This window comes from Paraburkholderia sp. Cpub6, from assembly GCF_014201065.1.
Taxonomy (GTDB): domain Bacteria; phylum Pseudomonadota; class Gammaproteobacteria; order Burkholderiales; family Burkholderiaceae; genus Paraburkholderia; species Paraburkholderia tuberum.
This window is the reverse complement of sequence record NZ_JACHDM010000009.1, coordinates 1-26,019: the sequence shown is the minus strand read 5'-3', so window position 1 is coordinate 26,019 and position 26,019 is coordinate 1. Positions and strand designations below refer to the sequence as shown.

The 26,019-nt window shown below is 61.7% G+C and carries 20 protein-coding genes; 16 read left to right on the top strand and 4 right to left on the bottom strand.

The window, feature by feature from the left end; translation table 11 throughout:
* Positions 1–192: 192 nt before the first annotated feature.
* Together HDG33_RS17280 and HDG33_RS17275 are read right to left on the bottom strand one after the other, a co-directional pair.
* Positions 193–2,811 carry a winged helix-turn-helix domain-containing protein gene (locus tag HDG33_RS17280; RefSeq protein ID WP_311548327.1) on the bottom strand — a complete coding sequence of 873 codons (2,619 nt, stop codon included), beginning with the start codon at positions 2,809–2,811 and terminating at the stop codon, positions 193–195.
* A 108-nt stretch (positions 2,812–2,919) separates the two neighbouring features.
* On the bottom strand, positions 2,920–4,476 hold the full coding sequence (locus tag HDG33_RS17275; protein WP_184031300.1) for a winged helix-turn-helix domain-containing protein: 1,557 nt from the start codon (positions 4,474–4,476) through the stop codon (positions 2,920–2,922).
* Between the two features lie 368 nt (positions 4,477–4,844).
* On the opposite strand from HDG33_RS17275, the gene HDG33_RS17270 reads away from it, so the two are divergent.
* The 9 genes from HDG33_RS17270 (at position 4,845) to HDG33_RS17230 (ending at position 17,768) form a co-directional block, all read left to right on the top strand.
* Entirely contained in the window at positions 4,845–5,528 is a 684-nt protein-coding gene (locus HDG33_RS17270; protein WP_184031844.1) for a response regulator transcription factor, read from the top strand.
* 38 nt (positions 5,529–5,566) lie between these two features.
* On the top strand, positions 5,567–10,561 hold the full coding sequence (locus HDG33_RS17265) for an AAA family ATPase (RefSeq protein ID WP_184031298.1): 4,995 nt from the start codon (positions 5,567–5,569) through the stop codon (positions 10,559–10,561).
* On the top strand, positions 10,521–13,214 hold the full coding sequence (locus tag HDG33_RS17260; RefSeq protein ID WP_184031296.1) for a PAS domain S-box protein: 2,694 nt from the start codon (positions 10,521–10,523) through the stop codon (positions 13,212–13,214). Before HDG33_RS17265 ends, HDG33_RS17260 begins: the two co-directional genes overlap by 41 nt.
* Positions 13,215–13,219: 5 nt before the next feature.
* Positions 13,220–14,395, top strand: coding sequence for a hybrid sensor histidine kinase/response regulator (locus HDG33_RS17255; RefSeq protein ID WP_184031294.1), 1,176 nt, complete (start codon positions 13,220–13,222; stop codon positions 14,393–14,395).
* Positions 14,396–14,441: 46 nt separating this feature from the next.
* Positions 14,442–14,744: an alpha/beta fold hydrolase gene (locus HDG33_RS38055; protein ID WP_184031292.1), complete on the top strand. Its 303-nt coding sequence runs from the start codon at positions 14,442–14,444 to the stop codon at positions 14,742–14,744.
* A gap of 114 nt (positions 14,745–14,858) precedes the next feature.
* Complete coding sequence (locus tag HDG33_RS17245) at positions 14,859–15,182, top strand: hypothetical protein (RefSeq protein WP_184031290.1); 324 nt, start codon at positions 14,859–14,861, stop codon at positions 15,180–15,182.
* Positions 15,183–15,447: 265 nt separating this feature from the next.
* On the top strand, positions 15,448–15,816 hold the full coding sequence (locus HDG33_RS17240; RefSeq protein ID WP_184031287.1) for a hypothetical protein: 369 nt from the start codon (positions 15,448–15,450) through the stop codon (positions 15,814–15,816).
* Positions 15,817–15,981: 165 nt separating this feature from the next.
* Entirely contained in the window at positions 15,982–16,851 is an 870-nt protein-coding gene (locus HDG33_RS17235) for an NmrA family NAD(P)-binding protein (protein ID WP_184031285.1), read from the top strand.
* A gap of 122 nt (positions 16,852–16,973) precedes the next feature.
* Complete coding sequence (locus HDG33_RS17230; protein WP_184031276.1) at positions 16,974–17,768, top strand: AraC family transcriptional regulator; 795 nt, start codon at positions 16,974–16,976, stop codon at positions 17,766–17,768.
* A 54-nt stretch (positions 17,769–17,822) separates the two neighbouring features.
* Here the strand turns inward: HDG33_RS17230 and HDG33_RS17225 are convergent, their stop codons facing one another.
* On the bottom strand, positions 17,823–19,424 hold the full coding sequence (locus HDG33_RS17225) for a DHA2 family efflux MFS transporter permease subunit (RefSeq protein ID WP_184031274.1): 1,602 nt from the start codon (positions 19,422–19,424) through the stop codon (positions 17,823–17,825).
* A 293-nt stretch (positions 19,425–19,717) separates the two neighbouring features.
* Between HDG33_RS17225 and HDG33_RS17220 the strand changes: the two genes are divergently transcribed.
* The 6 genes from HDG33_RS17220 (at position 19,718) to HDG33_RS17195 (ending at position 24,328) form a co-directional block, all read left to right on the top strand.
* On the top strand, positions 19,718–20,380 hold the full coding sequence (locus HDG33_RS17220; RefSeq protein WP_184031272.1) for an alpha/beta hydrolase: 663 nt from the start codon (positions 19,718–19,720) through the stop codon (positions 20,378–20,380).
* A gap of 189 nt (positions 20,381–20,569) precedes the next feature.
* A complete protein-coding gene (locus tag HDG33_RS17215) occupies positions 20,570–21,622 on the top strand; it encodes a rod shape-determining protein (RefSeq protein ID WP_184031269.1) in 1,053 nt (350 codons plus the stop codon).
* Positions 21,623–21,821: 199 nt separating this feature from the next.
* The gene (locus tag HDG33_RS17210) at positions 21,822–21,974 is read left to right on the top strand and encodes a hypothetical protein (RefSeq protein ID WP_184031267.1); all 153 of its coding nucleotides are present in this window, start codon (positions 21,822–21,824) and stop codon (positions 21,972–21,974) included.
* 105 nt (positions 21,975–22,079) lie between these two features.
* Positions 22,080–22,910, top strand: a complete 831-nt coding sequence (locus HDG33_RS17205; protein WP_184031265.1) for an RNase A-like domain-containing protein — start codon at positions 22,080–22,082, stop codon at positions 22,908–22,910.
* A gap of 31 nt (positions 22,911–22,941) precedes the next feature.
* The gene (locus HDG33_RS17200; protein ID WP_184031263.1) at positions 22,942–23,253 is read left to right on the top strand and encodes a hypothetical protein; all 312 of its coding nucleotides are present in this window, start codon (positions 22,942–22,944) and stop codon (positions 23,251–23,253) included.
* 217 nt (positions 23,254–23,470) lie between these two features.
* The gene (locus HDG33_RS17195; protein WP_184031261.1) at positions 23,471–24,328 is read left to right on the top strand and encodes an alpha/beta fold hydrolase; all 858 of its coding nucleotides are present in this window, start codon (positions 23,471–23,473) and stop codon (positions 24,326–24,328) included.
* 62 nt (positions 24,329–24,390) lie between these two features.
* Here the strand turns inward: HDG33_RS17195 and HDG33_RS17190 are convergent, their stop codons facing one another.
* A complete protein-coding gene (locus HDG33_RS17190; protein ID WP_184031255.1) occupies positions 24,391–24,792 on the bottom strand; it encodes a hypothetical protein in 402 nt (133 codons plus the stop codon).
* Between the two features lie 385 nt (positions 24,793–25,177).
* On the opposite strand from HDG33_RS17190, the gene gltA reads away from it, so the two are divergent.
* On the top strand, positions 25,178–26,019 hold an 842-nt coding region (gltA, locus tag HDG33_RS17185), incomplete at its 3' end, for a citrate synthase (RefSeq protein WP_184031253.1).

Genomic DNA, 26,019 nt, shown 5'->3' with positions numbered 1-26,019 from the left:
ACCACACACAGTGTCAACTCCACCTGCTGAGCCTGAAACGATGTCGAGTCCCGGTAGCCGCTATTCTCCAGGCGATGCGCCGGGACCGTTCAGTTAAAGTTTGCTAAGAAGCGTTAGCCGCAGGTGCAAACCCGGCAGCGCGTCCGCGCAGGCGCCGCCTCCGCGAGTCTCACCCGTGCAAGGTGCGGCCCATTACACGCTCGAGCGCGCATGCTCATGAAGCACCTCGCTCACCCAGGACGGCTCTGCAATGCGATCCGCCAGAATCAGCGCATCCATGGAGAGTTTGCACCCGGCGCTTGCAAACGCTTCGAGTTGGGGAAAGGTTGCTCTGGAAAGGGCGATAGGCCTGCCGCCAAGAATGTTTTCGAATCCTTCCCCGTAGATGTCCCAATGCGCCAATCCCCGCCGGCTCGTGCACTCGCGAAGCTTGCGGGTGAGCTGCCGGGCGAGGTCATGCTCGCCTGCCCAGATCATTACGGGTATTGAGCCGAGTGCGAGGCCGTAGACGATCGACAGGTCGTGCTCGATCGAAGCGACGAGCTCGGCGCAATCCCTTGCCAGCTTCACAGCGCGCTGAGTCTCGCCTTGCAGCCAAAGAATTCGCATGTACACCGCCATGCTTGCGATGCGGCCATCCATTTGTGCATCATTTGCCTTTGCTAGATTTTCCCGCGTGGGGCCAGCTTCGAGGGCGATGACCTGTTCAATCAGCGTGCGCGCTTTCGCATGGTCGCCGAGGTAGTGGTGCGCATAGGCGAGATTGCGGCCCGACATCTGATTGAGCGTGGAGTCTCCGAAACGATTCGCGAATGCCTGCATCGCCTCGGCCAGTGCAAGACCTTCCACGTATCGACCTGTGACAAGCCGATGCGCGAATACGCCCCACAGAATGCGAAATTCCAACGCCTCGTCACCCAATCGTCGGCTCAGGGCGTAGGCACGTTCAAAAGCACGTGCCATTTCGATGGTTGGCCCACGCGTGTGCCAGAGCGAGTGTCCGTAGGCCAACAGCAGTTCGACGTGTCGCGTGCTACCGGCCTGCTCCGAGCTCTCAACCGCTGCAATGGCGTGTTCGGCCATGCTAAGGAACTCGTGCGGCCGCGACAGATGGAGCCAAAGTGGTGCCGTGGCGATAACGAGGTCGATTTCGAGTTCGGGATCCCCCTCCTGATGCGAGGCCCACTCGAACGCCGCGCGGATATCGTCAATTCGCTTGCTGAGCTGGGCGAGCCATTGGGGTTGCGCCTTGCCCTCCCAGGCGGCGCCCAGGTCCGCGAAGGCCTCGCAGCAATGTATCGTATGCAGGCGCCGGGCCTCGTTCGCTTCGCCGGCTTCCAGCAATCGAAGGTGTGCGTATTGGCGGGTCGTATCGAGGAGCCGATACGGGTTGTCGGCATCACTGATATCACGTGCGACAAGCGACTTGGCGACAAGGCCGCTGATTGCGTCAAATACCGCCAGTTCATCGATCTGCCCACAGCCTGCCACGGCAACGGCTTCACGCATGCCAAACGAAGAGCGCATCACCGACAGCCGCCGCAGGACGTGCTGCTCATGCGAGTCCAGCAGCTCGTAGCTCCAGTCAAGCGTCGCTTTCAACGTTTGATGCCGCGGCAATGCGGTTCGGCGCCCTTGTGTGAGTAGCGCAAAGCGGTCGTCCAGGCGCGCGGCGATCGCACGCACGTCCATGTGCGCGACGCGCGCCGCGGCAAATTCAATCGCTAAAGGAATTCCGTCCAGGCGCCGGCAAATGTCGGCTACGGCGCCGATGTTCGAAACCGTGAACTGAAAGGCGTCGTCGGCAGCCTTCGCCCGGTCGTGAAACAACGAGATGGCCGGATAACTTCCGGCCTCCTCGATGCCCATCCGCGCACCCACTTCCGGAAACGGCAGGGCCGAAAGCCGATGCACCGACTCGCCATCCGCGCGCAACGGCTCCCGACTTGTTACCAGAAGGTACACGCCAGATGCGCCTTGCAGCAATTGTTCCGCGACCTGCGCAACCGCCTCGACGACATGCTCGCAATTGTCCAGGACCAATAGTATTGGCGTGTCGCCCAGTGAGGCAATCACGTCCGGGACTGGATTGCCGCTGAATACGGCGACGCCGAGCGTCGACGCCACGGTACTGGCGACGCTCGCCTTGTCGGAAACGGGGGCGAAGTTGACGAATAGTGCCCGGATACCGGTACGCTCGGAAAAGCGATGCGCTATAGCCACGGCGACCGTGGTCTTGCCGATGCCGCCTGGACCGGCGACGGTCAATAGCCTGCGCTCGGGAAGCTGGTCGGTCAGGCCGTCAATGACATCCTCCCGGCCGATGACCCGGGTGAGGGTCACGGGCAACGCTCGCGCACCTTCATCGGGGGTACGGGCCGGCGCAGTCGGCGTGGCGGCGGTGAATTGCGTAGCCCTCGTGGAATTGACCGGCACCGCGAGCCGATAGCCGCGTCCATTGTCGTTCACGATGTAGCGGCTGTCCGGTTTGCCATCGCTCAGCGCTTTCCGAAGCGTGGAAACGTGCACACGAAGCGCGCCATCGTCGACCACGCTTTCTTTCCAGACCTGGTCGCGCAGTTGACGCGTTGAGACCAGTTCGCCACCGTGCTCGGCTAGCACGATAAGAATGTCGAGCGCACGACTCCCAATGCGGACTTCATCGCCATTTCTGGTGAGGACACGCTGCGGGAAATCGATGCGGAACGGGCCGAATGTCAGGCTATACCGGGCAACCATCAAACCACCATGCAGGTCAATAGTACGGCCATCCGTTACGGCCACAACTAAATATCCGCTGAATTCTATCACCGCAAAGTCTGATTTCCTGTCTGTGCGGATGGATGAGTCTTCGCCACGTCGATGACGAAAGCATCCAGTGTCCTTTGCCGTAACGAAGACGGAGGCTCAAATCGATTGTTAAGAGGCCAGTTGCCAAAGATCCCGCAGGGTTTCAGGCTGCGCGGCCGTGTAGGGCGCTTGCCGCGAGGTTTGGGTGAAATCCTCGTCGGTGCTTTGGCCGCTGGCGTACAGGGCGTATCGTTCCATGATTGCGTCCAGTTCACCGGCCTCGGCAAGCTTTTCTCTTCCGTACGCGCGGGCCAGCGCCAACACATGATACGTGACCACGGTGCCTTCGAAGCGAATCTCGACCATCGATTTGTCGACGAGCTCGCAGACGCAATCCATCACCGCCGAGTCATTGAGAGCGTCATCGCGGGCGATCAGGCACGCGGCCTCAGCGTTGAACGGATAGCCGAACACGCAAAAGCGCCGAAATACCGCCCGCTCCCGGTCGCTGAGCATCTCGAAACTCCAGTCCAACGAGGCTCGCAAGCTTTTCTGTCTTTCCTGCGCGGTTCTGAAGCCGCCGCCCAGGTAGAGCAACGGTTCCTCGAGCCCAACCCGGAGATGCTCCAGTCCAAGAATCGAGGCGCGCCCCGCCGCCAATTCGATGGCCAGTGGGACACCGTCCAGGCGTCGACATATGTCGTCGATCAGCCGTAGGCGGTCACAGCTCATATTCATGTTCTGCCCGTTGGAGAACAGACGTCGCTGGAACAGCCGAAAGGATGGGGAGCGAAGCGCTGCCCCAGGGGCATCCTCGACGTCAGGCAGTGCAAGCGGGCCGACGCGGTAAACAACTTCACAGGGCACGCGAAGCCGCAATCTGCTGGTAACGAGGAAGCGCAGTTCGGACGTATAACGGCAAGCGAACTCCAGGAACTGAGCCACGTATTCGACGACATGCTCGGCATTGTCGACGATGAGCAAGCCCTTCGTGCCCGCGAGCATCAGTGCAACGCGCTCGAGGTCGGATTCCCCGCTGTCGACCGGGATACCATAGCTGGCGGCCAACGCCCGAGCCACGCCGCGACAGGTGTTGTGGGCGGCAAGCTCGACGAAGTGAATCTCGGGGTCGCATTGCGCCGAAACGCTGCGGGCAATTTCCCGGGCAATCGTTGTTTTGCCGATTCCCCCGGCGCCCACAAGCGTTAGAACGCGCGTGGATGGCAGCAGCGACCTGATTTCCGCGATTGCGCTTTCCCGCCCGATCAGTCGCTCTTCCCTCAACGCCACGTCCGATTTGACGCGAATGGGGCGGTCCTGCGCAACCTCGTCAAAGCTGGGGGCGTCGATTCGGGAGGCTATCAGTTGGTAGCCACGTCGCGGCACCGTTACAATGAACCTGCCATCGCGGCCAAGTGCCTTGCGGATCGAGGAGAGGTGCACATGGAGGTTGTTTTCCTCGACAACCGTATCCGGCCAGACCACATCCATGAGTTCATTCTTCGTGACGACGCGGCCGGCTGCCAGAGCAAGCACAGCGAGGATGTCGAATGCGCGCGACCCCAGTTCCAGTACCTCACCGCGACGGCGCAACAATCGTACGCTGAGGTCGATCTCGCATTCACCAATTCGGATAACCCGCTCACCGGAAGTGCATGTCGAGGGGCGTAGTATTGCTTGAGTCATGGGCGCTTTCGTCCGTGGCAATCCGGAGGTTCCGGCGGGCAGCTGAATTATTCACTAGTTGTCATGCCGCATACGGTCGGTGTCGCAAGGATGTTAGCTGAGTCGTATTTTCCGCCTTGTTAACGCGGCATTAACTATTGTTAATGTCTTTACAAGTGGGGATCTGGCAGTTTTCGGCTGAGCGGGTGCGAGAGGTCAGGATTGACAAAATATGGACGAAACATTAACGAAATTTAATGAGCGCATGGAAGCTTGTGTTTTCGGGCGGAGCGGATAATCCAAGGTTGGCTGTCGATCAGAAGAGAGCGGCATCACTGTCGAGATGCGTTAACTGCCGGCTCGGCATCCCCAATCCAAAAGTCAAGCTGATGAAAATCTTGTTAGTAGAAGACAACGTGCAGGTGGCCGGCTTCCTGAAAAAGGGTTTGACGGAAGCGGGTCATGTCGTTGATTCCGCGGATAACGGCCGTGACGGGATGTTTCTGGCCATGGGGGGCAGCGTTTACGATGCAATCATCCTCGACCGCATGCTGCCAGGTGGGGTTGACGGACTTAGCATCATCGCGGCAATGAGGGCAACCGGGAGCAAGGTCCCGGTGCTTATCCTGAGCGCCCTCGATGCTGTCGACGAGCGGATTCGGGGTCTCAAGGCAGGTGGTGACGACTATGTGGTCAAGCCGTTCGCGTTCGGAGAAGTGCTCGCGCGACTGGAGGTGCTCATGCGCCGCTCGCCGAGTGAAGCCGTCGAATCGACGCTCAAGTGCGCGGACCTGTGCATCGACCTTTTTTCACGCAAGGTGTCGCGTGCCGGGAAAGTCATTGTCCTCAAGCCGCGCGAATTCAAATTGCTCGAATATCTGATGCGGCACGCCGAGCGGGTCGTCACCCGGACGATGCTTCTCGAGAACATCTGGGACTACCACTTCGACCCACAGACCAACGTGGTGGATGTGCATGTCAGCAAGCTTCGGCAAAAGATCGATGCCGGGTTTGAAGTGTCACTTCTAAGAACTGTTCGAAACGCTGGGTACATGCTTTCGGCGAATGGATAACGGCTGGTGTCGGAGTGGAGAGGGAACGGCGGAGACTCATGGATATCGAAGAATCGGCGGCGCAAATGTTATGGGACGATGGTCTGTTCGTCCTGTCGCGAATCGACGCCGGCGACGGCCGGGCGTCACGGTTGTCACTGAGGCCGACGGCTAGTCAGCCCTCCGGTCAAACGCTGGCGTTGCTCGAGAACGCCTTTTCGCTTCGTGCCCACCTGGATGGACCCCGCTTTACGCAGCCCGTTGAGTTCGTCCGCGATAGTTCTTCCATTACGCTGCAGTTCGAGGACCCGGGCGGCATCGTGTTGCCTGCACTCGATATGTCCCTGTTGTCATTCGGCCAGATCGTGACGATAGCCGCGAACGCCACGGCTGCCCTTGAGATGTTGCACAGGAAGGACGTCATACACAAGGATGTCCGGCCGGCGCATCTTCTTGTCAACCCAGCCAACTGGGCAGTGGCTCTGACGGGCTTCGGTCTGTCGACGCGCGTCGATTCTGCTGGAAAAGAGTCGGCTCACCCGGTCATCCTCGCGGACGCACTTCCGTATCTGGCTCCCGAGCGCACTGGGCTCGTCAACCGGCCGGTCGACGCTCGCGCCGATCTATACTCGCTGGGCGTCCTCATCTACTGGATGCTGACGGCAAAGTATCCGTACTCTGCTAACTCCCCTGGGGAATGGCTTTACTGTCATACGGCGAGGAAGCCAACTCCTCTGCGCGAGCGCGTTCCTGACGTTCCTGAATCGCTTGAAGCCATCGTCGAGCGATTGCTCGCAAAAGCGGCGGAAGACCGCTACCAGACCGCGCGCGGAGTCGAATACGACTTGCGTCTGTGCGCGGAGCAACTGCGGACAGGAGACTGCCTCACGCCATTCGCCCTCGGCACGGCAGACTCTGACGACCGGCTGCTGATACCAGACCGACTGTATGGGCGGGAAGCGGAATTGAGCGCACTGACTCAAGCTTTCGACCGCGTGGCTCATGACAGTACGACCGAATTCGTGCTGGTGTCCGGTTACTCAGGGATCGGGAAGTCAGCGCTGGTTGGAGAATTCCACCAAACGCTGAGCCGCGGGCGATTTGCGTCGGGCAAGTTCGATCAGTACAAGCGAGATATCCCCTACGCGACGATTGCACAGTCCATGGAGACAGTCGTCGAACAGATTATCAGGGAGGACAAGCGCGAACTGGTGAAGTGGCGCAAGCGCATCCAGTACGCGATGGGACCGCATGGCCGCCTGCTCACCGACCTCATCCCCGCGCTGGAAGAAATCGTCGGGCCGCAACCGGCAGTCGCCGAATTGCCGCCTCTGGACGCTCAGAAGCGCTTCGTCACTGCTTTGATTCGCTTCATTGGAGCGTTCGCGACACCCGCACAGCCGCTTGTACTGTTTCTGGACGATCTCCAATGGCTGGACGCAGGAACCATTTCGATACTGGAGGCGCTCGGCCGAGGCTCCGCTATTGCCCACTTTCTGCTCATTGGAGCCTTCCGTGACAACGAGATCGGCCCCAGTCACCCTCTCGCTCGCGTGATCAGCGACATTCGAGAAGGCTCGGTGCCAGTTCATGACGTGTTGCTGGCCCCCTTGGGGGTTGGCGATGTGGAGCGACTCGTTTGCGATACCACTCGCGGTGATTCAGCAGAGGCCAGAAGGCTGGCGCGACTGATGTTCGAGAAGACGGGCGGAAACCCGTTTTTTGCGGTTCAGTTCCTGCGCGTCCTTGCCGAGGAAGGTCATCTGACGTTAAACCGTGCCTCGCGGGAATGGGTGTGGAATGTCGAGCAGATTGCGCAGGAAGTTTTCCCCGATAGCGTAGTCGACTTGCTGGTGAACAAGATCGAGCGGCTGTCTGACCGCGCGCGACGGTTGCTCGTTGATTTCGCTTGTCTTGGCGCCACGACGGCTACGTCGGTATTGGCGCAGGTGAGCGGGCAGTCAAGCGGAGAAGTTGACTCGGCGCTCGGCGAGGCAATCGAGCAAGGCCTGGTTTACCGCCGTTCGGAGGGCTACGCTTTCGTCCACGACCGGATTCAAGAGGCTGCATACGCGTTACTTGGGGAGGCCGAGCGCGCGCCATCGCATCTTCGCATCGGAATGCGGCTGGATACGGGAGACGCCGACCCGAATCTCGAGCGGAATATTTTCGAGGTCGTCAACCAGTACAACCGGGCACTCCACGCAATCAGCGACTCTCGGGTCCGCACGCGCGTAGCCGTCCTGAACCTCCGCGCTGGCCGTCGCGCGAGAGCAGCGGCTGCCTACGGTACGGCGCTGAACTATCTCACGGTAGGGAGTCGGATTTTCGGCGAGGATGCGTGGGAGACCCATTACTGCGAGAAGTTTTCCCTTGAGCTTTTGCTCGCAGAATGCACGTTCCTCGCTGGCAGTCCAATACAGGCGGACGACCGCCTGCGTCGTCTCGAACGATATGCCGGGAGCGTACGCGACAAGGCCGCAGTGGCTTTCCTTCGGATAACGCTGCATACCGCCCTGGACAAGATGCACGCCGCGGTAGAAATTTGCCTGAGCTATCTTCGCGAGGTCGACGTCAATTGGGTATCCCATCCGGACAGGGAAGAGGTCGATAGAGAGTACGCAAAGGTGGTCGCTCATGTTCAACGCGGCTCGTTTGCAGAATTGCGTGACAATCGATTGCTCGATGACGAAGCGCTTGAGGCGACGCTGAACGTCTTCACAGCCGTTTTGCCGCCCGCATTCTTCACTGACGAAAACCTGGTGTGTCTTGTGCTGACGCGCATGGCGAATCTCAGCATAGCGCACGGCAACACCGATGCCTCTGCGTTGGGTTTCGCCTATTTAGGAATGGCTGTCGGTCCATTCTTCGGCGACTACGAGAGCGCCCACGAGTTTGGCAAGCTCGGGATGGCGCTCGTCGATGAGAAGGGGCTTGACCGGTTTCGCGCCCGTGTCTACCTGTGTTTCTCGTATCACGTCATGCCGTGGACAGAGCCGATACGAACAGCGATTCCGCTCTTGCGACGAGCATTCGAAGTGGCAACACAATGCGGCGACCTGACATACATCGGGTTCAGCAGTTGTTGCCTGGTCACCACTCTGCTCGCCGCCTCTGCGCCACTAGCCGAAGTTGAAGAGCAGGCAGTCGAACGGCTGCATGTCGTCCGGTCCGCCGGATTCGGGTTGATTGTCGACATCATTAATTCGCAGCTCTCATTGATTCGTGAATTGCGCGGCGGCGCGCCGTGGTTTGGTTCACCCGATTCGGAATATCCGAACGCGAAGGCTCTGGAACAGCACCTCGAAGGCAATCGAGCACTCGACATTGCTGCGTGCTGGTACTGGATTCGCAAACAGGAGGCGCGCTACCTGGCGGGCGATATCGCTGGTGCGATGGAGGCAGCGAACAAGGCAGCCCCCTTGTTGTGGACGACATGGGGGCACCAGGAACTCGCCGTTTACCACTTCTTTTCTGCGCTGACGTGGCTCCAGGAGTGGGATGTCCACTCATCGCAAGTCGACGTTCTCGCTGACGCGACGCTTGCCGAGCACGTGAACAAGCTCCGCGCCTGGGCATTGAGCGGTCCGACGAACTTCGCGGCGCGTGCAGCGCTGGTCGAAGCAGAAGTCGCACGCGTGCGCGGCAACGCTTTTGAAGCCATGCGGCTATACGAGCGAGCCATCGAAAATGCAAAAACGCACCGATTGCTGCATATCGAGGCGCTAGCCAGCGAGATAGCCGGACGGTTCTATGCCAACCGCGGCTTCGCGACCATCGCCGCGGTGTACTTGCGTAATGCCCGATCGGCCTACTTGAACTGGGGGGCAACGGCGAAAGTCAGAATGCTGGAGGCGGCATATCCTGACCTCGGGGCTACCGAGCCGGGAGGTCCGTCGTCAGGTGCCGTTGAAAGTCAACTGGGGATGGAGACGGTCGTCAAGGCGTCACAGGCGATATCGAGCGAAAGGGTACTCGACAGTCTGATGAATACACTCATGACCATCGTGCTCGAGCACGCGGGCGCGCGGCGCGCGCTGCTCATCCTTCCGCACGAAGAGCAGCTTTACATTGAAGCCGAGGCCAACGAGGGAGGTAACGTCCGCGTAGAGCGGCGAACTGCCTCGCCGCGGAACTTGCCGCTCTCTCTGCTTCACCATTGTCTTCGCACCCACGAAACGCTTCTTGTCGATGATGCGACGACGGAAAACCCGTTTGCCTCTGACGAGTATTTCAGTGGCAAAGGCTCACGCTCGATGCTTTGTTTGCCCCTCATCAAGCAGACGAGACTGGTCGGCGCGCTGTACCTCGAGAACGAGCTCGCGCCCGGCGCGTTCACGCCGCCGCGCATGGCGGTGCTCAAGTTGCTGGCGTCCCAGGCGGCGATTTCTATCGAGAACGCCAGCCTGGAGAAGGTCGAAGCACTTCTCGAAGAAAAGGACGCTCTGCTGAAGGAACTGCACCATCGGGTGAAAAACAATCTGCAGCTGATTAGTAGCCTTCTCAACCTTCAGGCAGCTCGTGTGCAAGATAAGGTCGTGGCGGAGCTGTTTCAGGAGAGCCGAAACCGCGTTCGCTCGATGGCGATGGTCCATGAAAATTTGTATCGTGCAGGCAACTTCGCGCGAATCGACATCGCGCCTCATATCAGGAATCTGTGCGCGCACCTGTCGCGCGTTTATGAACTGAGTCAATCGAACGTCATCCTGGAGGTTGTCGTCGACGACGTTCAGCTCGACATGAATCGCGCGATAGGATGCGGCATGATCGTCAACGAGCTAGTTTCGAATGCACTCAAGCATGCGTTTCCGGACGGTCGAAGCGGGCGGCTGCGCGTTGAGCTGGCCGCGGAAGGAGACCATCGGTGCCGCTTGAGGGTCGCCGACGACGGTATCGGCTTGCCGCCAGAGTTTTCACTTGAGCATGCCGAATCCCTGGGACTGCAGCTCGTATTCGACCTTTCCCGGCAACTCCACGGGTCAATCGAGGTTAGTCGCGAGAGAGGGACGGCCTTTGACATTGATTTCAGACTCCAGCAAACGGGCGGCCACTAACATGTCTTCTGCGCGAATACTGATTGTCGAAGACGACCGGGTGGTCGCTCGTGACATTGCCCTACAAATGACTCGCTGCGGGCACGTCGTCATAGGTTGCGTGACGACCGGCGAGGATGCGATAGCGGTTGCTGCGAGGGAAAAGCCAAACCTTGTCCTCATGGATGTGCGCCTCGAGGGAAAGCTGGACGGCATTGATGCGGCTCGTCAGTTGCGCGAGTCGCTCCGTTTGCCCATTGTGTTCCTGACGGCTTATGCCGACGAGGAAACGGTCCGGCGCGCCACAGTGACCGAACCATTCGGTTACGTCCTGAAGCCTTTCGACGACCTGCAACTGCGTACGGTTGTCGAGATGGCCCTCTATAAGCACGATGCGGAGCGTCGGCTGCGCGAGAGCGAGCAGCGTTATGCGGTTACGCTGGACTGCATCGGCGATGGCGTCATTGCCACTGACTGTAAGGGACACATTACGCTCATCAATCCCGTCGCCGAGGCGTTGACAGAATGGTCGCGGGAAGACGCTGTCGGGCAGCCGCTCGAAAAAGTCCTCCGGCTAATCGACGAGGACACGAATGCGCCACTGAAATTCAGCGTGTCAGCAGCCCTGGGCGAGGGCGGCTTCGTTTCTTTTCCCCCGAAGACGATGCTCGTCGGTAGAGCAGGGCGCATGGTGTCCGTTGAAAATCGTGGAACGCCGATTGTGAACGACTCGGGCAACGTCATCGGCATGGTGCTCGTTGTGCGTGACGCTACAGCGTCACGTCAGGCAGCCGAGGCGGAAATTCTGCGCGAAACCAACGATCGGCTGGACGACGCGATGCGCGGCTCGAAGGTCGGGGTGTGGGCCATTGATCTCTCGGGCGAAGAGGGGCGGGACCTGTCGCTGAGGTGCTGGAACATCCAGGCATGGCTAGGTTACACGGAGGCTGACGCCGCTCCCGGCATCGCGCGCGTGATGGAGGTCATCCACCCGGAGGACAGGCAACGCGTTTGCGACGCGTTTTGGCGGTGCAGCCAGGAGCCAGGCGGGCTGTTTGGCATTGAACACCGCGTGCTCCACCGGGACGGGTCCTGGCGATGGGTCTTGACGCGTGGCGCGGGTCCTCGGTTTTCCTGCGGGCCGGCTACGCGCGTCTCTGGAACCATGGTCGATATTACGGACTTGAAGCGTGCAGAACTCGCACTGCGAACCAGCGAAGAGCGCTTCCGTGGAACCTTTGAAAACGCAGCAGTGGGTATTGTTCATTGTGACCAGAGCGGCCGGTTCCTCCGCGTCAACCGGCGCTATTGCGATATCGTTGGCTACAGTCGTGAAGAATTGCTCTCGATGACGTTCATGGAAGTCACAGCGGTTGGCAGTGTTCCAGAGAGCATCAATCAATTCAAGAAACTGCTCAAAAACGATTTCTCGCATTACACGGAGGAAAAAGTCAACATACGGCGCGACGGATCGCGCGTGTGGGTCAGTGTGACCGTGTCGTTACAGCGTGATTCCAGCCAGCAGGTTCAGCATACCATTGCGATTATCCAGGACATCTCGGCGCGCAAAGCGCTCGAGGAGACGGTGCGTGTTGCCCGGGACGAGGCTGAGTTGGCGAACAAGGCGAAGGACCAGTTCCTGGCTAACATCAGCCATGAACTCCGGACCCCGTTGAACTGCATTCTCGGATATACGCAGGTTCTGCGGCGCGATGACAACCTGAGCGTTCGTCAAAAGTCGCATGTTTCGCTGATCGAGCAAAGCGGGTCGCATCTCGTCACGTTGATTAATGATTTGCTTGACTTCGCGCGCGTCGGCGCCGGTCGAATTGACCTGGAGCTGAACGATGTTTTGCTCGCGCAGTTCCTCGAAATGCTTGGGGAGATGGTTGGCGTGCGGGCTCGTGAGAAGGGGCTCGCGCAGATTTGTGCGGTTGCGCCAAACCTGCCCACAGTGATTCGCGTTGACGAGAAGCGATTGCGGCAGGTACTGCTCAATCTGCTCTCCAATGCCGTGAAGTTCACGGACATCGGAGAGGTGGCATTCTCGGTGAAGTTGGTCCGAGGTGGCGTTTTGAGGTTTGAAGTGAAAGATACCGGGATTGGCATCAAGCATGACCAACTCGAGCGAGTCTTCCTGCCATTTGAACAGGCAGGTGACATCGAGCGCAGGAGCGCCGGGCTGGGGTTGGGGCTTTCCATCAGCCAACATTTGGCACGGCTTATGGGCAGCGATATTCACGTCGAGAGTGAATACGGGCGAGGAAGTCGATTCTGGTTCGACCTCGCGGTTGAGTGTCCCGCTCACGAGCCGCTGGTGCGTGACGACGCCGGCGATCGGCAAGCTCCACGCGACGAATGCCTGATGTTTGCCGGACGTGACGGTGTGCGCCCGGCAACTGAACATGTGGCCGAGCGTCCGCGCCGGATTGGCGCAACGGCATCCGACGCCGAAGCGGTCTCGTCGTTCGTCCTGCCGCCGCGTGCGAGCATGGAGGTGTTGCACGATCTCGCGCGCAGAGGTTCGATGCGGGAGGTCATGCGACACGTTGAGTCGCTTCGGGCGAGCGACACCCGCTATACGGCATTCGCTACCAGAGTGGGCAACCTTGCGGAAAGCTTTGAGTCGCGAGAACTGCTCGTGCTCATCGAGAAACACCTGAACGGAAGTTAGTGCACATGTCGGATGAGTTCGAGAAAAATCCGCCCGTAGTCCTGGTGGTTGATGATACGGCGCCGAATCTGGGCCTGGTCGTAGACTTTCTTGAGGGGAGCGGTTTGCACGTCTCGATTGCCCGGGATGGTGAAGAGGCGCTGAGTCGCGCGGCCCTCGTACGTCCGGACCTGATACTGCTCGACGTGATGATGCCGGGTCTGGATGGGTTCGAGGTTTGCCGCCGTTTGAAAGCGACCCCGGAAACGGGGGACATCCCCGTCATCTTCATGACCTCACTGTCGCACACCGAGGACAAGACCGTGGGGTTCCAGGTCGGGGCCGTTGACTACGTCACCAAGCCCTTGCAGATGGAAGAACTTCTCGCGCGAGTGAGAACCCACGTGAAGTTCCGGCGGCTACAGAAGGTCCTGCAAGAGAGCAATGCACGCTTGCACGACGAGGTGCAGAGGCGGCAGGCCGCCCAGGAGGCGCTGGTCGAGATGATCAGTAGCGTGCGCAACACATCGAATGCAATCGCTCACGATTTGCGAACGCCTCTGACTGAACTCCGGACGCGGATGGAGGTGATGATTCTCGATTTGAAGAAGAAGGTCGACGCCGACACGCTTGAGCGCCTGGAGGGTTCGCTCACCGATATCGACCGGGTGATCAGCATTTTTAATGCCCTTCTTCGTCTGGCGGAGATCGATGCAGGGGTGCGAAGGTCAGGCTTCGTTGCGAGCAATGTTGCAGATATCGTTTCCGAAGCGGTGGAGTTTTACCAACCACTAGGGGACCTTCGAGGGATTGCCCTGTCGCAGACTTGCCCCGCCGAACTGGAAGCGGTTGTGGATCCGCTACTGATTGCGCAAGCGGTCGGAAACGTGATTGATAACGGACTGAAGTTCGCATGTTCGCGCGTGCATGTGACAGTGAGCGAGCGCGAAGGGCTCATCGAGATTGAAGTAGCGGACGATGGCCCGGGCGTTCCTGCTGCCGAGAAGGCGAAGGTAACGGAGCGCTTCTACCGGGGCGATGCGAGCCGGGGAACGCCGGGCGTCGGGCTCGGCCTCGCGCTCGTGAAAGGTGTCGCAACGCTGCATAGAGGCACGCTGACACTGGTGGACAACCATCCCGGACTCGTTGTGAAGTTGACGGTGTCCTGCCGATCCGACTATCGCCTCGAGGGGCAGCACTGAGAGAGGTTTGTGGCCCCGGCCCACGATCACGAAAGAGTCGCGGACGTTGATGCACGAATTCCTGATCTTGCCGTGGTCCAATGACGGAAACGCACTACCGTACGATCAGAAGACACAACAGGTCAACGAGGACCGCTTGAGCAAGCTGCAAGGTGTGGAAGACCTTAACCCCCGGGAGACCTTCGGTAGTGCCGACCGCACGCTCCAGGCAGAACATTTGCTTCCGTTCTTTAGCGAACTCTTTCCGCAAGCGGCGATACACAGCCTTGCTGGCGTCGGTCATTGCGGTCCGGAGGATGCGCCAGAAGCCATCTTGGCACGGATCGTCCCATTCCTCGAACAAACGTGATCGCCGTGCTCGCCCCGGAAAGGGGCGAGGTCGGTGCGAACGAAGCTGCCGCGCAGTCGCATGTATACTTGTCGGCTCTATCGCGCGATACGCGGCAGCTTCGGTTCGTAAAGCATGAATAAACTTGTTTCCTATGCCAGCTCCATTCATGGGCTGCCCGGCCCTATGACGATCGTGCGCCAGGACGTTTCAACGGAGACCTGGCGCGAACAGGACATCGAAGTTCACAAGCAGGAAATCACCTTCGCTTTCGACAACGGCGCGGTGATTCGCCGATCCCTCGAGTGGGATCAGGTGAGCTCCGATGCGCTCTGCGCCGAATGCTGGATCGACTATGTCGTGATCCAGCATCCCGCCGGCCTCAGCATCGATCCGGCGAGCCAGAGATTCGACAACGTCTGCCGTGAAACCTTCTGGCTGCGTTATCACACCGCATGACGTTCGCCCGGATGTCCGTCCAGTCAGTCTTGCCTCGCGGCCGTGTACGCGGCCGTGTTCCGCAGTCGGTCAGAAAGAGCGAGAGCACTCCGCCGATTGCCAGCAACGCTACGTTGCAGCCGAGCGCGGCGGCGAATGCGCGGCCGAATGCGGCGGCCGCGTGGCTCTCGCCAAGCGCACCGTAAAAGACGCCGCCAATGATCGCAACGGCCAGTGCCGAGCCGATCTGAAACGTAGAAATCACAACTCCTGAGGCGAGTCCGGCATGCTTTGTCGGGACTCCGCCAAATACCGCGTTGATGCGCCGCTGCGGCTTGCATCGCTGTCGACATCGTGCGCCCTTCGCAGTCTCGCGACCCGCAAGCTCGACGCAGCGGGGATCGCCTGGATCGACGCGTTCATAGGCGGTGGCATGGCGGCCGTCACCGGCGCTGTCTCGGCCGGGCTTGCCGTCGGTGCGTTCGCGCAGCGGGTCGCGCCGGTCGGTGCCATCGAAGTCGGCGCGCTGCTGGGGCTCCCGGCGCTTCCTCCTTTGGAAATAGTGCTGCATTCGAGCCTCTCTGATACGAGGTCGCGTGGAGCGCTGCGCACGATTGCCGCTCCGTTTAGCGAACATCGAGCGGCGATTCGATAGTTGGCGTTGCGAACACTCCAGCAGACAAGCGCATCACCTGGGCCCGCCAAGGAGGTTTGATGACATTGAGTCATTAAACAAATGACACCCACGCTCTCGCGAAACCATCACGCCACGCCGAGAATGCTTCCCAACACGGCATCCGCCGTAATCGAGGAGAACAGCATGTTTGCAATTACCGGTGTGACAGGACAGGTGGGCGGCGCGGCGGCACGCGCGTTACTCGACGCGGGGCACGCGGTGCGCGCCGTGCTGCGCGACGCAAGCAAGGCGGCACCGTGGCGCGAGCGCGGCGCGGAGGTGGCGATCGCGTCGTTCGAGGACGCCGACTCGCTCAGCACCGCGTTTCGCGACACGGCCGGCGTATTCGTGATGATTGCGCCGAATTTCGCGCCGCAGCCCGGTTATCCGAACGCGCATGCGGCGTCCGCGATACTGAAGGAGGCGTTGTCGAAGGCGCGGCCGGGGCGGGTGGCGGCGTTGTCGTCGGTGGGCGGGCAGCGCGATGCAGGGCTCGGCCTCATCACGCAGGTGCATATTCTCGAACAGGCGCTCGCCGATCTGCCGCGTCCGACCGCGATCCTGCGGCCGGCCTGGTTCATGGAAAACTCGTTGTGGGATATCGCACCGGCCCGCAGCGCCGGCGTGATGCCGAGCTTTCTGCAGCCGCTCGATCGGGCGTATCCGATGGTCGCGACCGCGGATATCGGCCGCGTGGTCGCGCAGGCGCTCACGCAGTCGTGGCAAGGGCGGCGCGTGATCGAGATCGAGGGGCCAGGGCGCTATACGCAGCACGAGATTGCCGCGCTGCTCGGCGAGGCGCTCGGGCGGCCCGTCGAAGCGCAGACGGTGCCGCGCGAGCAGTGGGAGGCGCTGTTTCAGGCGCAAGGCACTGAGTGGCCCGCGCCCCGTATCGAGATGCTCGACGGCTTCAACTCGGGGTGGATCGATTTCGAGGAGGGGGTGAACGAGCGGGTGATTGGCATGACGTCGTATCGGACGGTGCTGGAGGAGTTGGTGAAGCGGGCGGGGTAACCAGGCCTTAGGCGGGGTGCGCGCTTACGGTGGCCGGACCCTGTTAGCCCGCCTCGCAGCCGCGCCCCGCGCGCGTGCTAATCTTGCTCCCTTCGCGGACGTCCCGCGTCAGAGCAGACACCATGACGGAAGCCTTCGATCCGGACGGCATCGAGCAAGCGGTCTTCGTGGTCGGCGAACGCCATGCGACGCTGGACGAGCCGTGGCGCGCGTATCGCCGCGCGCGTCTGATTTACGTTAGCGAAGGCGTGCTGACCGTGCGCACGGCATCCGGCCGTTGGGTCGTGCCGCCCGCCCGCGCGCTGTGGATCGCCGCGAATACGCTGCACTGCCTGCACGCGACGCGGCCGGTGCAGTCGTATTCGCTCTACGTCGCAACCGATGCCGCAATGGACGCCACCGACGCCACCGCCACCGCCACCGCCGCCGCGCCGCTGCCCGCGCAGACCGGCGCGCTGGTCCCCGACACACTGGTGCAGGCGCTGCTGGCGGCCGGGGCCGATCTGCCGCACGATCACACGCCCGATGAACCCGCCCGCCGTCTGCTGCAGGTGCTGCTGGATCGCGTCGTCGGCTTGCCCGCCGCGCCGCTTGGCTTGAACTGGCCGGCCGATCCGCGCGCGCGGCGCATCGCCGAAGCGCTCAGCGCGAATCCAGCGCAATCGCTGGTGCTGGAGGAACTCGCCGCGGCCGCGGGCGTGACCGCGCGCACGGCCGCGCGTTTGTTCGCGAAGGAAACGGGGCAGACCTTCGGTCAATGGCGCCAGCAGTTGCGTCTGCTGGCCGCGCTCGAACATCTGGGCGCCGGTGAGAGCGTCACGCAGGTGGCGCTCGAAGTCGGCTATAACGACGTGTCGTCGTTTATCGCGGTGTTTCGCGATGCGTTCGGCGACACGCCGGCGCGCTATTTCCGCTGACGCCGCTTCGTGGCCACCGCGCGAGCGTCGCCGTCGCGCGAAAACGAATCTGCCTCAATGGGCGCCGGCCGCATCCGGTCCACCTCCGCCCTTGGCCGGCCGCGTGATCCAGATCAGCGGAATGATCAGCAGGAAGATGATCGCCGACACAAAGAAGACGTCGTTCAGGCCCATCATCGCGGCCTGCGTGTTCACGGTGAAATCGAACAGCGCATTCGCCGATTGTGGATTCAGATGCAGCACCGACTGCGTGTTGTCGATCTGCTGCGCGAACAACGGGTTGTCGACCGACGCCTGCTCGGTGAGCCGCACATGATGCAGTATCGTGCGGTTGTTCCACGCGGTACCCGCGATCGACGTGCCCACCGCGCCGCAGAACACCCGCACGAAATTCGACAGCCCCGCCGCCGCCGGAATCCGGCTCTGCGGCTGGCCGGACAGGATGATCGCCGTCAGCGGCACGAAGAACAGCGCCATCGGAATGCCTTGCAGCAGCGTCGGCAGCACGAGGTGCCACGTGTCGATCTCGATCACGTACTTCGAGCGCATGTAGAACACGATCGCGAAGCCGACGAACGCGACCGTCGAGATCACGCGCGCGTCCGAGTGCGGCAGCACGCGGCCGAGTATCGGCGCAAGAATGATCGCGAAGATGCCGAGCGGTGCGGTGACGAGGCCGGCGTCGATCGAACGGTAGTTCAGGTACTCCTGCATCCATTGCGGCAGCAGCACGAGATTGCCGAAAAATACCCCGTAGGCGATAGAAATCGCGATCGTGCCGCCGAGAAAATTGCGCTGCTGAAAGAGCCGCAGATCGACGATCGGGTGCTCCTCGGTCAGCTCCCATACGAGGAAAAACGCAAAGCTGATCAGCGCGACGAGGCCGAGAATCGCGATCACCGGCGACGAGAACCAGTCGAGATCCTTGCCCTTGTCGAGCATGATCTGCAGCGACGCGACCCACGTGATCAGCAGGCCGAGGCCGACCACGTCGATCGGCGGCTTGCGCGTCGGCGATTCGCGGGTGCGGTAGATCATCCACGTGACGCCGGCCGCGAACAGGCCGACCGGGATGTTGATGTAGAAGATCCACGACCAGCTGTAACTGTCGGTGATCCAGCCGCCTAGCGCCGGGCCCGCGATCGGGCCGACGGTGGCGGTCATCGCCCACAGCGCGAGCGCGGTCGACGACTTCTCCTTCGGATACGAACCGAGGAGGATCGCCTGCGACAACGGAATCAGCGGCCCGGCCACCGCGCCCTGGAATACCCGCGCCAGCAGCAGGATCGGCAGCGTCGGCGCGATGCCGCACAGCCATGACGCGAGCGTGAAGGACAGGATCGCGCCAACGAACAGCTTCACCTGGCCGATGCGCTGCGTGAGCCAGCCGGTCAGCGGAATCGCCACCGCGTTGGAGGCCGCGAACACGGTGATCACCCACGTGCCTTCGTCGACCGAGACGCCGAGGTTGCCGGAAATGGTCGGAATCGCGACGTTCGCGATCGACGTGTCGAGCACGTTCATGAACGTGGCGAGCGCGACCGCGATCGTCGCGAGAACCAGCCGGCCGCCTTCGAGAGGCGCGGGCGGCGACGGTGGCGCGGGTGGCCGAGGCGGCGACGACGCGGAATCAGGCGCGGCGTTGGGCTGGCTCAAAAGGCGTTCTCCGGAGGTTTTGCGGCGGACGGCGCGAACGGCGTGAGGACGGACGGCGAGGGCGCGCGAGTCGCAATGCATGCTCGGCGCAGGATGCCGTGGACCGTGCACCGCGGCGGCGGGTCCGTCGATGCGCAAAAGCATACCCGCAATCGCCGGCCGGCGCCGGCCACGGCAGCAGCCGATGCGGCGCCCGACGGCGCGAACGCGGCACGCGGCGTATGCTCGCGGCTGAGGCTGCGTCACCAAAGGCCGAAACGTACACCCAATCCCACGAAAAAAAGGACCCCACCATGAGCTGGCAACAATTCGAACACGGCTGGCGGCGCGCGCCGCAAAACGCGCCCGCGACGAGCCTCGTCGTGCTGATGCACGGCGTCGGCAGCAACGCGCGCGATCTGATCCCGCTCGCCGACATCTGGAGCGAGGACCTGCCCGGCACGGCGTTCGTGTCGCTCGACGGCACCGATCCGTTCGACGGCGGCTTCGGCGGCCGCCAGTGGTTCAGCCTGCGCGACGTCGGCGCGGCGAACCGCGAGGCGCGCGTCGCCGCCGCCTATCCGGCGCTGCGCCGCGTGCTCGACGCCGAGCTCGCGCATTGGCAGCTGTCTTTCGATCGGCTTGCGCTGGTCGGCTTCTCGCAAGGTTCGATCATGGCGCTGCATCACGTCGCGTCGAGCGTTGAGGGCGCGGCCGGCGTCGTCGCGTATTCGGGGCGGCTCGCCTCGCCGATCGTGTCGTCGAACCGCGCGACGCCGCTCACGCTCGTCCACGGCGAGAACGACGAGGTGATCCCGGTGCGCGAACTCGAATCCGCGGCCGACGCTTTCAACTCCGCCGGCTATGCGGTCGACGCCTACGTGCTGCCCGGCGTCGGCCACACGATCACCGCCGACGGCGTCGCGCTCGGCCGTGACGCGCTGGAACGCGCGCTGGGCGAGCTGTCGCGCGATTGACACAAACCCACTAGAAAGTGGCCCTAAAGATTCTGATGGGCTTGCCGTCATACGGGCAATAGCTTGAAAATCACCCCCGCCGCGCGGGAAGCGCAACGCCCAGCGGGGCGTGTCGCGCGGCTTCGGGGTACCGGGGGCGCATTTCCAGACCGCCTTGGACGGCGCATAACGACACATCAGAGCCTGCATATGGCCAGACCGACGCCGCATTACCCGCTCTTTGAGCGACTGTTCCGCCACGCCGTGGCGGTGGATCTCGGCACGGCCAACACCCTTATCTATACCGACGACGGCGGCATCGTGCTGAACCAGCCCTCCGTCGTGTGCTTCGAGACGCAGCCCGCGAGCGGGTCGAAGCGGATCGCCGCGATCGGCGCCGAGGCGCGCCAGCTGCTCGGCCGCGTGCCGCGCAATCTCGAAGCGGTGCGGCCGATGCGCCACGGCGTCATCGCCAATTTCTCCGCCGCCGAACACATGATCAAGCAATTCGTCGACATGGCGCGGCCGCGTTCGCTCTTCAGCCGGCGCGCGGCATTCACGCTGTGCGTGCCGGCCTCCGCGACCCACGTCGAGCGCCGCGCGATCCGCGAAGCGGCCGAGGCGGCTGGCGCGTGGAAGGTCAGCCTGATCGGCGAATCGCTCGCGTCGGCGCTCGGCGCGGGCCTGCCGGTGGGCGATCCGACCGGCTCGATGGTGGTCGACATCGGCGGCGGCACCACCGAGGTCGGCGTGATCGCGCTGGGCGGCACCGCGTATAGCGGCTCGGTGCGCGTCGGCGGCGACAATTTCGACGCGGCGATCATCGGCTACGTGCGCAATCTGTATGGCGTGCTGCTCGGCGAGCAGACCGCCGAGCACGTCAAGAGAGCCATCGGCTCGGCCGTGCACGACGTGCCGCTCGAGCAGATGAACGCAACCGGCCGCAGCGTCGACGATGGGCTACCGCGCACGGTGCAGTTGAGCAACCGCGATATTTCGGAGGCGATCGAAGGGCCGCTGAGTCAGGTGATCGGCGCGGTGAAGCGCGGGCTCGAATTGGCTCCCGCCGAACTCGTGACGGACATCGCGCACAAGGGCATCGTGCTGACCGGTGGCGGCGCGCTGCTGCGCAATCTGGGGCGGCGTTTGAGCCGGGAAATCGGCCTCGACGTGCACGTCGCCGACGAACCGCTGACCTGCGCGGTGCGCGGCGCGGGCGCGGCGGCCGCGGCGGGGTGGGTGGACGAAGCCGGGGACGCGTGAGCGGTGGATAAGGGCTTCACTACAGGTCGGCAAAAACCCGGCATTCGGTGGCAAGGTAACCGGGCTGCTGCTCACCCCTGGCAAGGCGGGCTGCAAATGGACGCTCCGCTTTACCGGCCCTGTGACGGGCAAGCGACGCGATGCGGGCCCGGCGTGTCTCCCGAGGTCTCTATTGCGGACGCACGTGAAGGCGCTTGCGATGGGCAGTTCGATCGACGCTGGCAAACACTCAATTATCGAACGCGACCGCGAACAGGAAGCGGCCAGCGTTGCCGCCGCAGCGCTCCCGTTTCAGAATGCCGCGCACGCGCTTCCCAGTGAATTGAGACCCTCCGACGCGGACAAATATTGACATTTCGTTGACCGAAGCGGAATCCAAAAATCATCCTTCGCCCATTCCATACCCCTGTGGATGCCTGCTAGCGTAGCAGCCCTAACACCTACAGAGGACACCGGAATGTCGTATCAACAGGATTCGGACGGCGTGCGGGTGGTGCTCAGTGCGCCGCAACTGGCGGCAGTGCTCTCCCGCCAGTCGATCAGCCCCACGGAGATGCTTTCCAACCGGCTATGGGGCGGTTTGCAGGTGGTCGGCGGGGTGCTGGAAATGGTCGGGGCGGCGGCACTGTGTGTGCTGCCGGAACCGACGATGGCCAGCAAGGCCGCGTGTGTCGTGTTCGGCGTGCATGGCTCAGATACGGCGTCGGCCGGTCTACGCCAAATCTGGACAGGCCGGGATACGGCCACGCTGATACAGCAAGGTACGACGAAACTGGCCGAGGCGATGAAGGCCAGTCCTGACTTGGCGAACAACATCGGCCTGTCAGTTGATATGGTCGTGCCGTTCGGCTTTGCCGGTTCGATCAGGGCGGTACGCGCCGCCAGCGTTACGATGGGCCGGATCGATCTGATTGAGCATGAGGCGCAAGCTGGCAGCCGGATTGGTGGGCATACAATCGCAAAGCATGTGGGACGAACCGAGGCGCAATTGCGCGCCAGGCTGGCTGCTGAAAGTCGCATTGACATCGCATCCTCATTTACGAATTTGCGCGCCGCTGAAAGTGCAGTTTCGAAGGTTATGCAATTCAACTCTGCGAGGGTGAAGGCATGGGCGGCGACAAATGACATACGTCTATGTCTGATTCATGACGTAGGGTCCCCTGCAGGGTATGGAGTGACTCGATCAACAGGGAAACTCGTGCCGTTGAGCAAGGTTAAAATGTTTATAAAGCGCGAACCCCACAATGGCATGCCGTACTACATTCTCACAGCGTATCTTGAGCTTTGATGCCAAAATTTTTGACCGGCAGGAGAAGTTAATGAAAGTAATTGTGAGCCACCATATCGACTGCAGTGACCGCGATGAAAATGGAATGTATGAATATTATTACGAGTACGATATCTATGAATTTGTCGAGGGAAATGTCAGTTATATAGTCAGGGCCTATATGGACGAACCAGGCGACGCACACTTCTTGAAGATGAAAGGAGACGGCGACCAGGATTGGCGAATAATGATGGAGCCAGACAAAGATGAGCCTCTGTTTAAAGAGGTCGTCGAACATCTAAAAAATATCGGGAAACCCAATATACGGTGCTTTATGGGGCGCACCGGTTATGTTGATCTTTAGGAAACGGCCTGACTGATGAAGTTCTCTCCAGGCGAGTAATATCCTTGTCGCCACCCGTCAGTGGTTTGATGAAGACGCCTGCCCGACGCGTCGCTGACGCTTATGTGACAATACGCATCGCGTCCCATTTTCAGGGACACCGGTACGCTCATTTCCCAATGCCTGTAGCCGGCTCCGCCCGCATTCCCGCGCCGATGCCGCTGTCCGTCGATCACCCGTGAATCAATCCGTTTCCGCTTCGTCGCTGTCGTCATCGCCATCCTTCATCGGACTACGCAGCGGCTTGCGCATGCCTTACGTCGAAGCCGGCGGCGGCGACTTGCTGCTGTTCGTGCACGGTTCGTTGTGCGACTACCGCTACTGGCAGCCGCAACTGGCCGGCCTGTCGAAGCGCTATCGCTGCGTCGCGGTCAGTCTCACGCATTACTGGCCAGTGACCGATAGCGCGGGCCTGCCGTTCAGCTGGAGCAGCCACGCCGATGAAGTGGCGGAGTTCATCGCGCGTTTCGGCGCGGGGCCCGCGCATGTGATCGGGCATTCGCGCGGCGGCTGCGTCGCCTATCATTTCGCGCGACGCCATCCCGAACACGTGCGCACGCTGACGCTCGCCGATCCAGGCGGCCCGCTGCAGATCGCCGGCCGTCCACCCGCGAGCGTGCCGGAGACGGTCAACGCATTGCGTGCGAAAGCGGCTCGGTTGATCGAAAGCGGCGAGGTCGAAGCAGGCTTGCAACTGTTCGTCGATTCGGTGAGCCGCCCCGGCTTCTGGGCGATGAGCACCCCGGGTTTTCGCCGCATGGCGACGGACAACGCGCACACGCTCGCGCGGCAATTCCGCGATCCGCTGCCCGCCTACATGCCCGAGGATGCGGCCGATCTGCGCTGCCCGGTCCTGCTGATCGACGGCGAGAAGAGTCCCGACATGTTCCACCGCACGGTGACGGCGTTGCAGGGATGGTTGCCCGATGCGCGCCGCGAAACGGTACGCGGTGCGTCGCATGGCATGAACCTCGCGCATCCGTCCGCGTTCAATCGTTACGTGGATGATTTCATTCAGGCGATGAGCGCGCGCTGAGCAAGTGAAGCGAAGATCAAGGGCGATCGGCCGGCGCGCGCCGCCGATCGCCCGTTACTGCATCAGGCCTTGCGATGCGCGTCCTTGTCGAGCGCGCGTTCGGCCGCCTCGCCGACGAGCCCGTGATAGTACAGATGCACGCCGATCGCGAGCGAGTCGTTGCGGATTTCGTGGAACACCTTCCACGCCTTCACCGGGTCCTTGAACAATAGATAGTGCGCTTCCTGCGCGATCAGATCCGCGACTTCATGCAGGCCGTGTCCATGCAGCACGTCGACGAGCGTGTCGAGACTGCGATGCGTGCGCGCGTCGGTGCGCGGATAGAGCATGTGCAGCACCGCGACGTCCTGCGTCTTCAGCGCCGCCGACAACGCGACGACGATATCCTGATGATTCAGCGCGGTGACCGTGTGGTCTTCGGTATGGACATGATCCGGAAACAGCGTTTCGAGAGAGACATTCATTTGTATTCGTCCTGCTTTTCTGTGTGATCAAAAAAACCCGCTTCGAATCACGGGCCGCAAGCATCAATGCACGGATTGAGTATCGCAGATGGATCCACGCCGACGCAGTGTGCTGGCAGCAAAACATTGTTGCGGCTGGTGTTCCGACTTTCGTGCAACTTTCATCGGCATCGCGATGCACCCGCCGCGTGCCGACAACGAATGTTGCGCCCAAGGAGATGGACTGTTGCGATCAATCGACGCAATCAACGACACGCCGACCCGTAGAATGCGCAGCGGAGCCTGAGCATGCCCGTACTTCTTCGGGAGCGCCGATGTCGCGCCTCGCCGTACGACTGCGATGCATGCCGGGGCGAGTGCGGTATCAAGCAAAAGGAAGACGTACATGAACTCGAAGTCACACGCAACGCTGAGCTTTTCCGACAGCGACCAGACCATCGATCTGCCGATCTATCAGGGCTCGCTGGGCCCCGACGTCATCGACATCCGCAAGCTGTACGGCCAGACCGGCAAATTCACGTACGATCCTGGCTTCATGTCGACGGCGGCGTGCAACTCCGAGATCACATATATCGACGGCGACAAGGGCGAACTGCTCTACCGCGGCTACCCGATCGACAACCTCGCGCAGAACGCCGACTTCCTCGAAACCTGCTACCTGCTGCTGAAGGGCGAACTGCCGAACGCCCAGCAGAAAGCCGGGTTCGAGAACACCGTCACGCAGCACACGATGGTGCACGAGCAGATGCACTTCTTTTTCCGCGGCTTCCGTCGCGACGCGCACCCGATGGCGATTCTGGTTGCGGCGGTCGGCGCGCTGTCGGCGTTCTATCACGACTCGCTCGACATCACGAACCAGCAGCATCGCGACGTATCGGCGATCCGCATGATCGCGAAGCTGCCCACGCTGGTCGCGATGGCGTACAAGTACAGCGTCGGTCAACCGTTCGTGTATCCGAAGAACGACCTGTCGTACAGCGCGAACTTCATGCGCATGATGTTCTCGAATCCGTGCGAAGAGTACGAGGTCAACGACGTGCTGGTGCGCGCGCTCGACCGTATCCTGATCCTGCACGCTGACCACGAGCAGAACGCGTCGACGTCGACCGTGCGGCTCGCCGGTTCGTCGGGGGCGAATCCGTTCGCGTGTATCGCGGCGGGTATCGCGTGTCTGTGGGGCCCGGCGCACGGCGGCGCGAACGAAGCCGCGCTGACCATGCTGGAAGA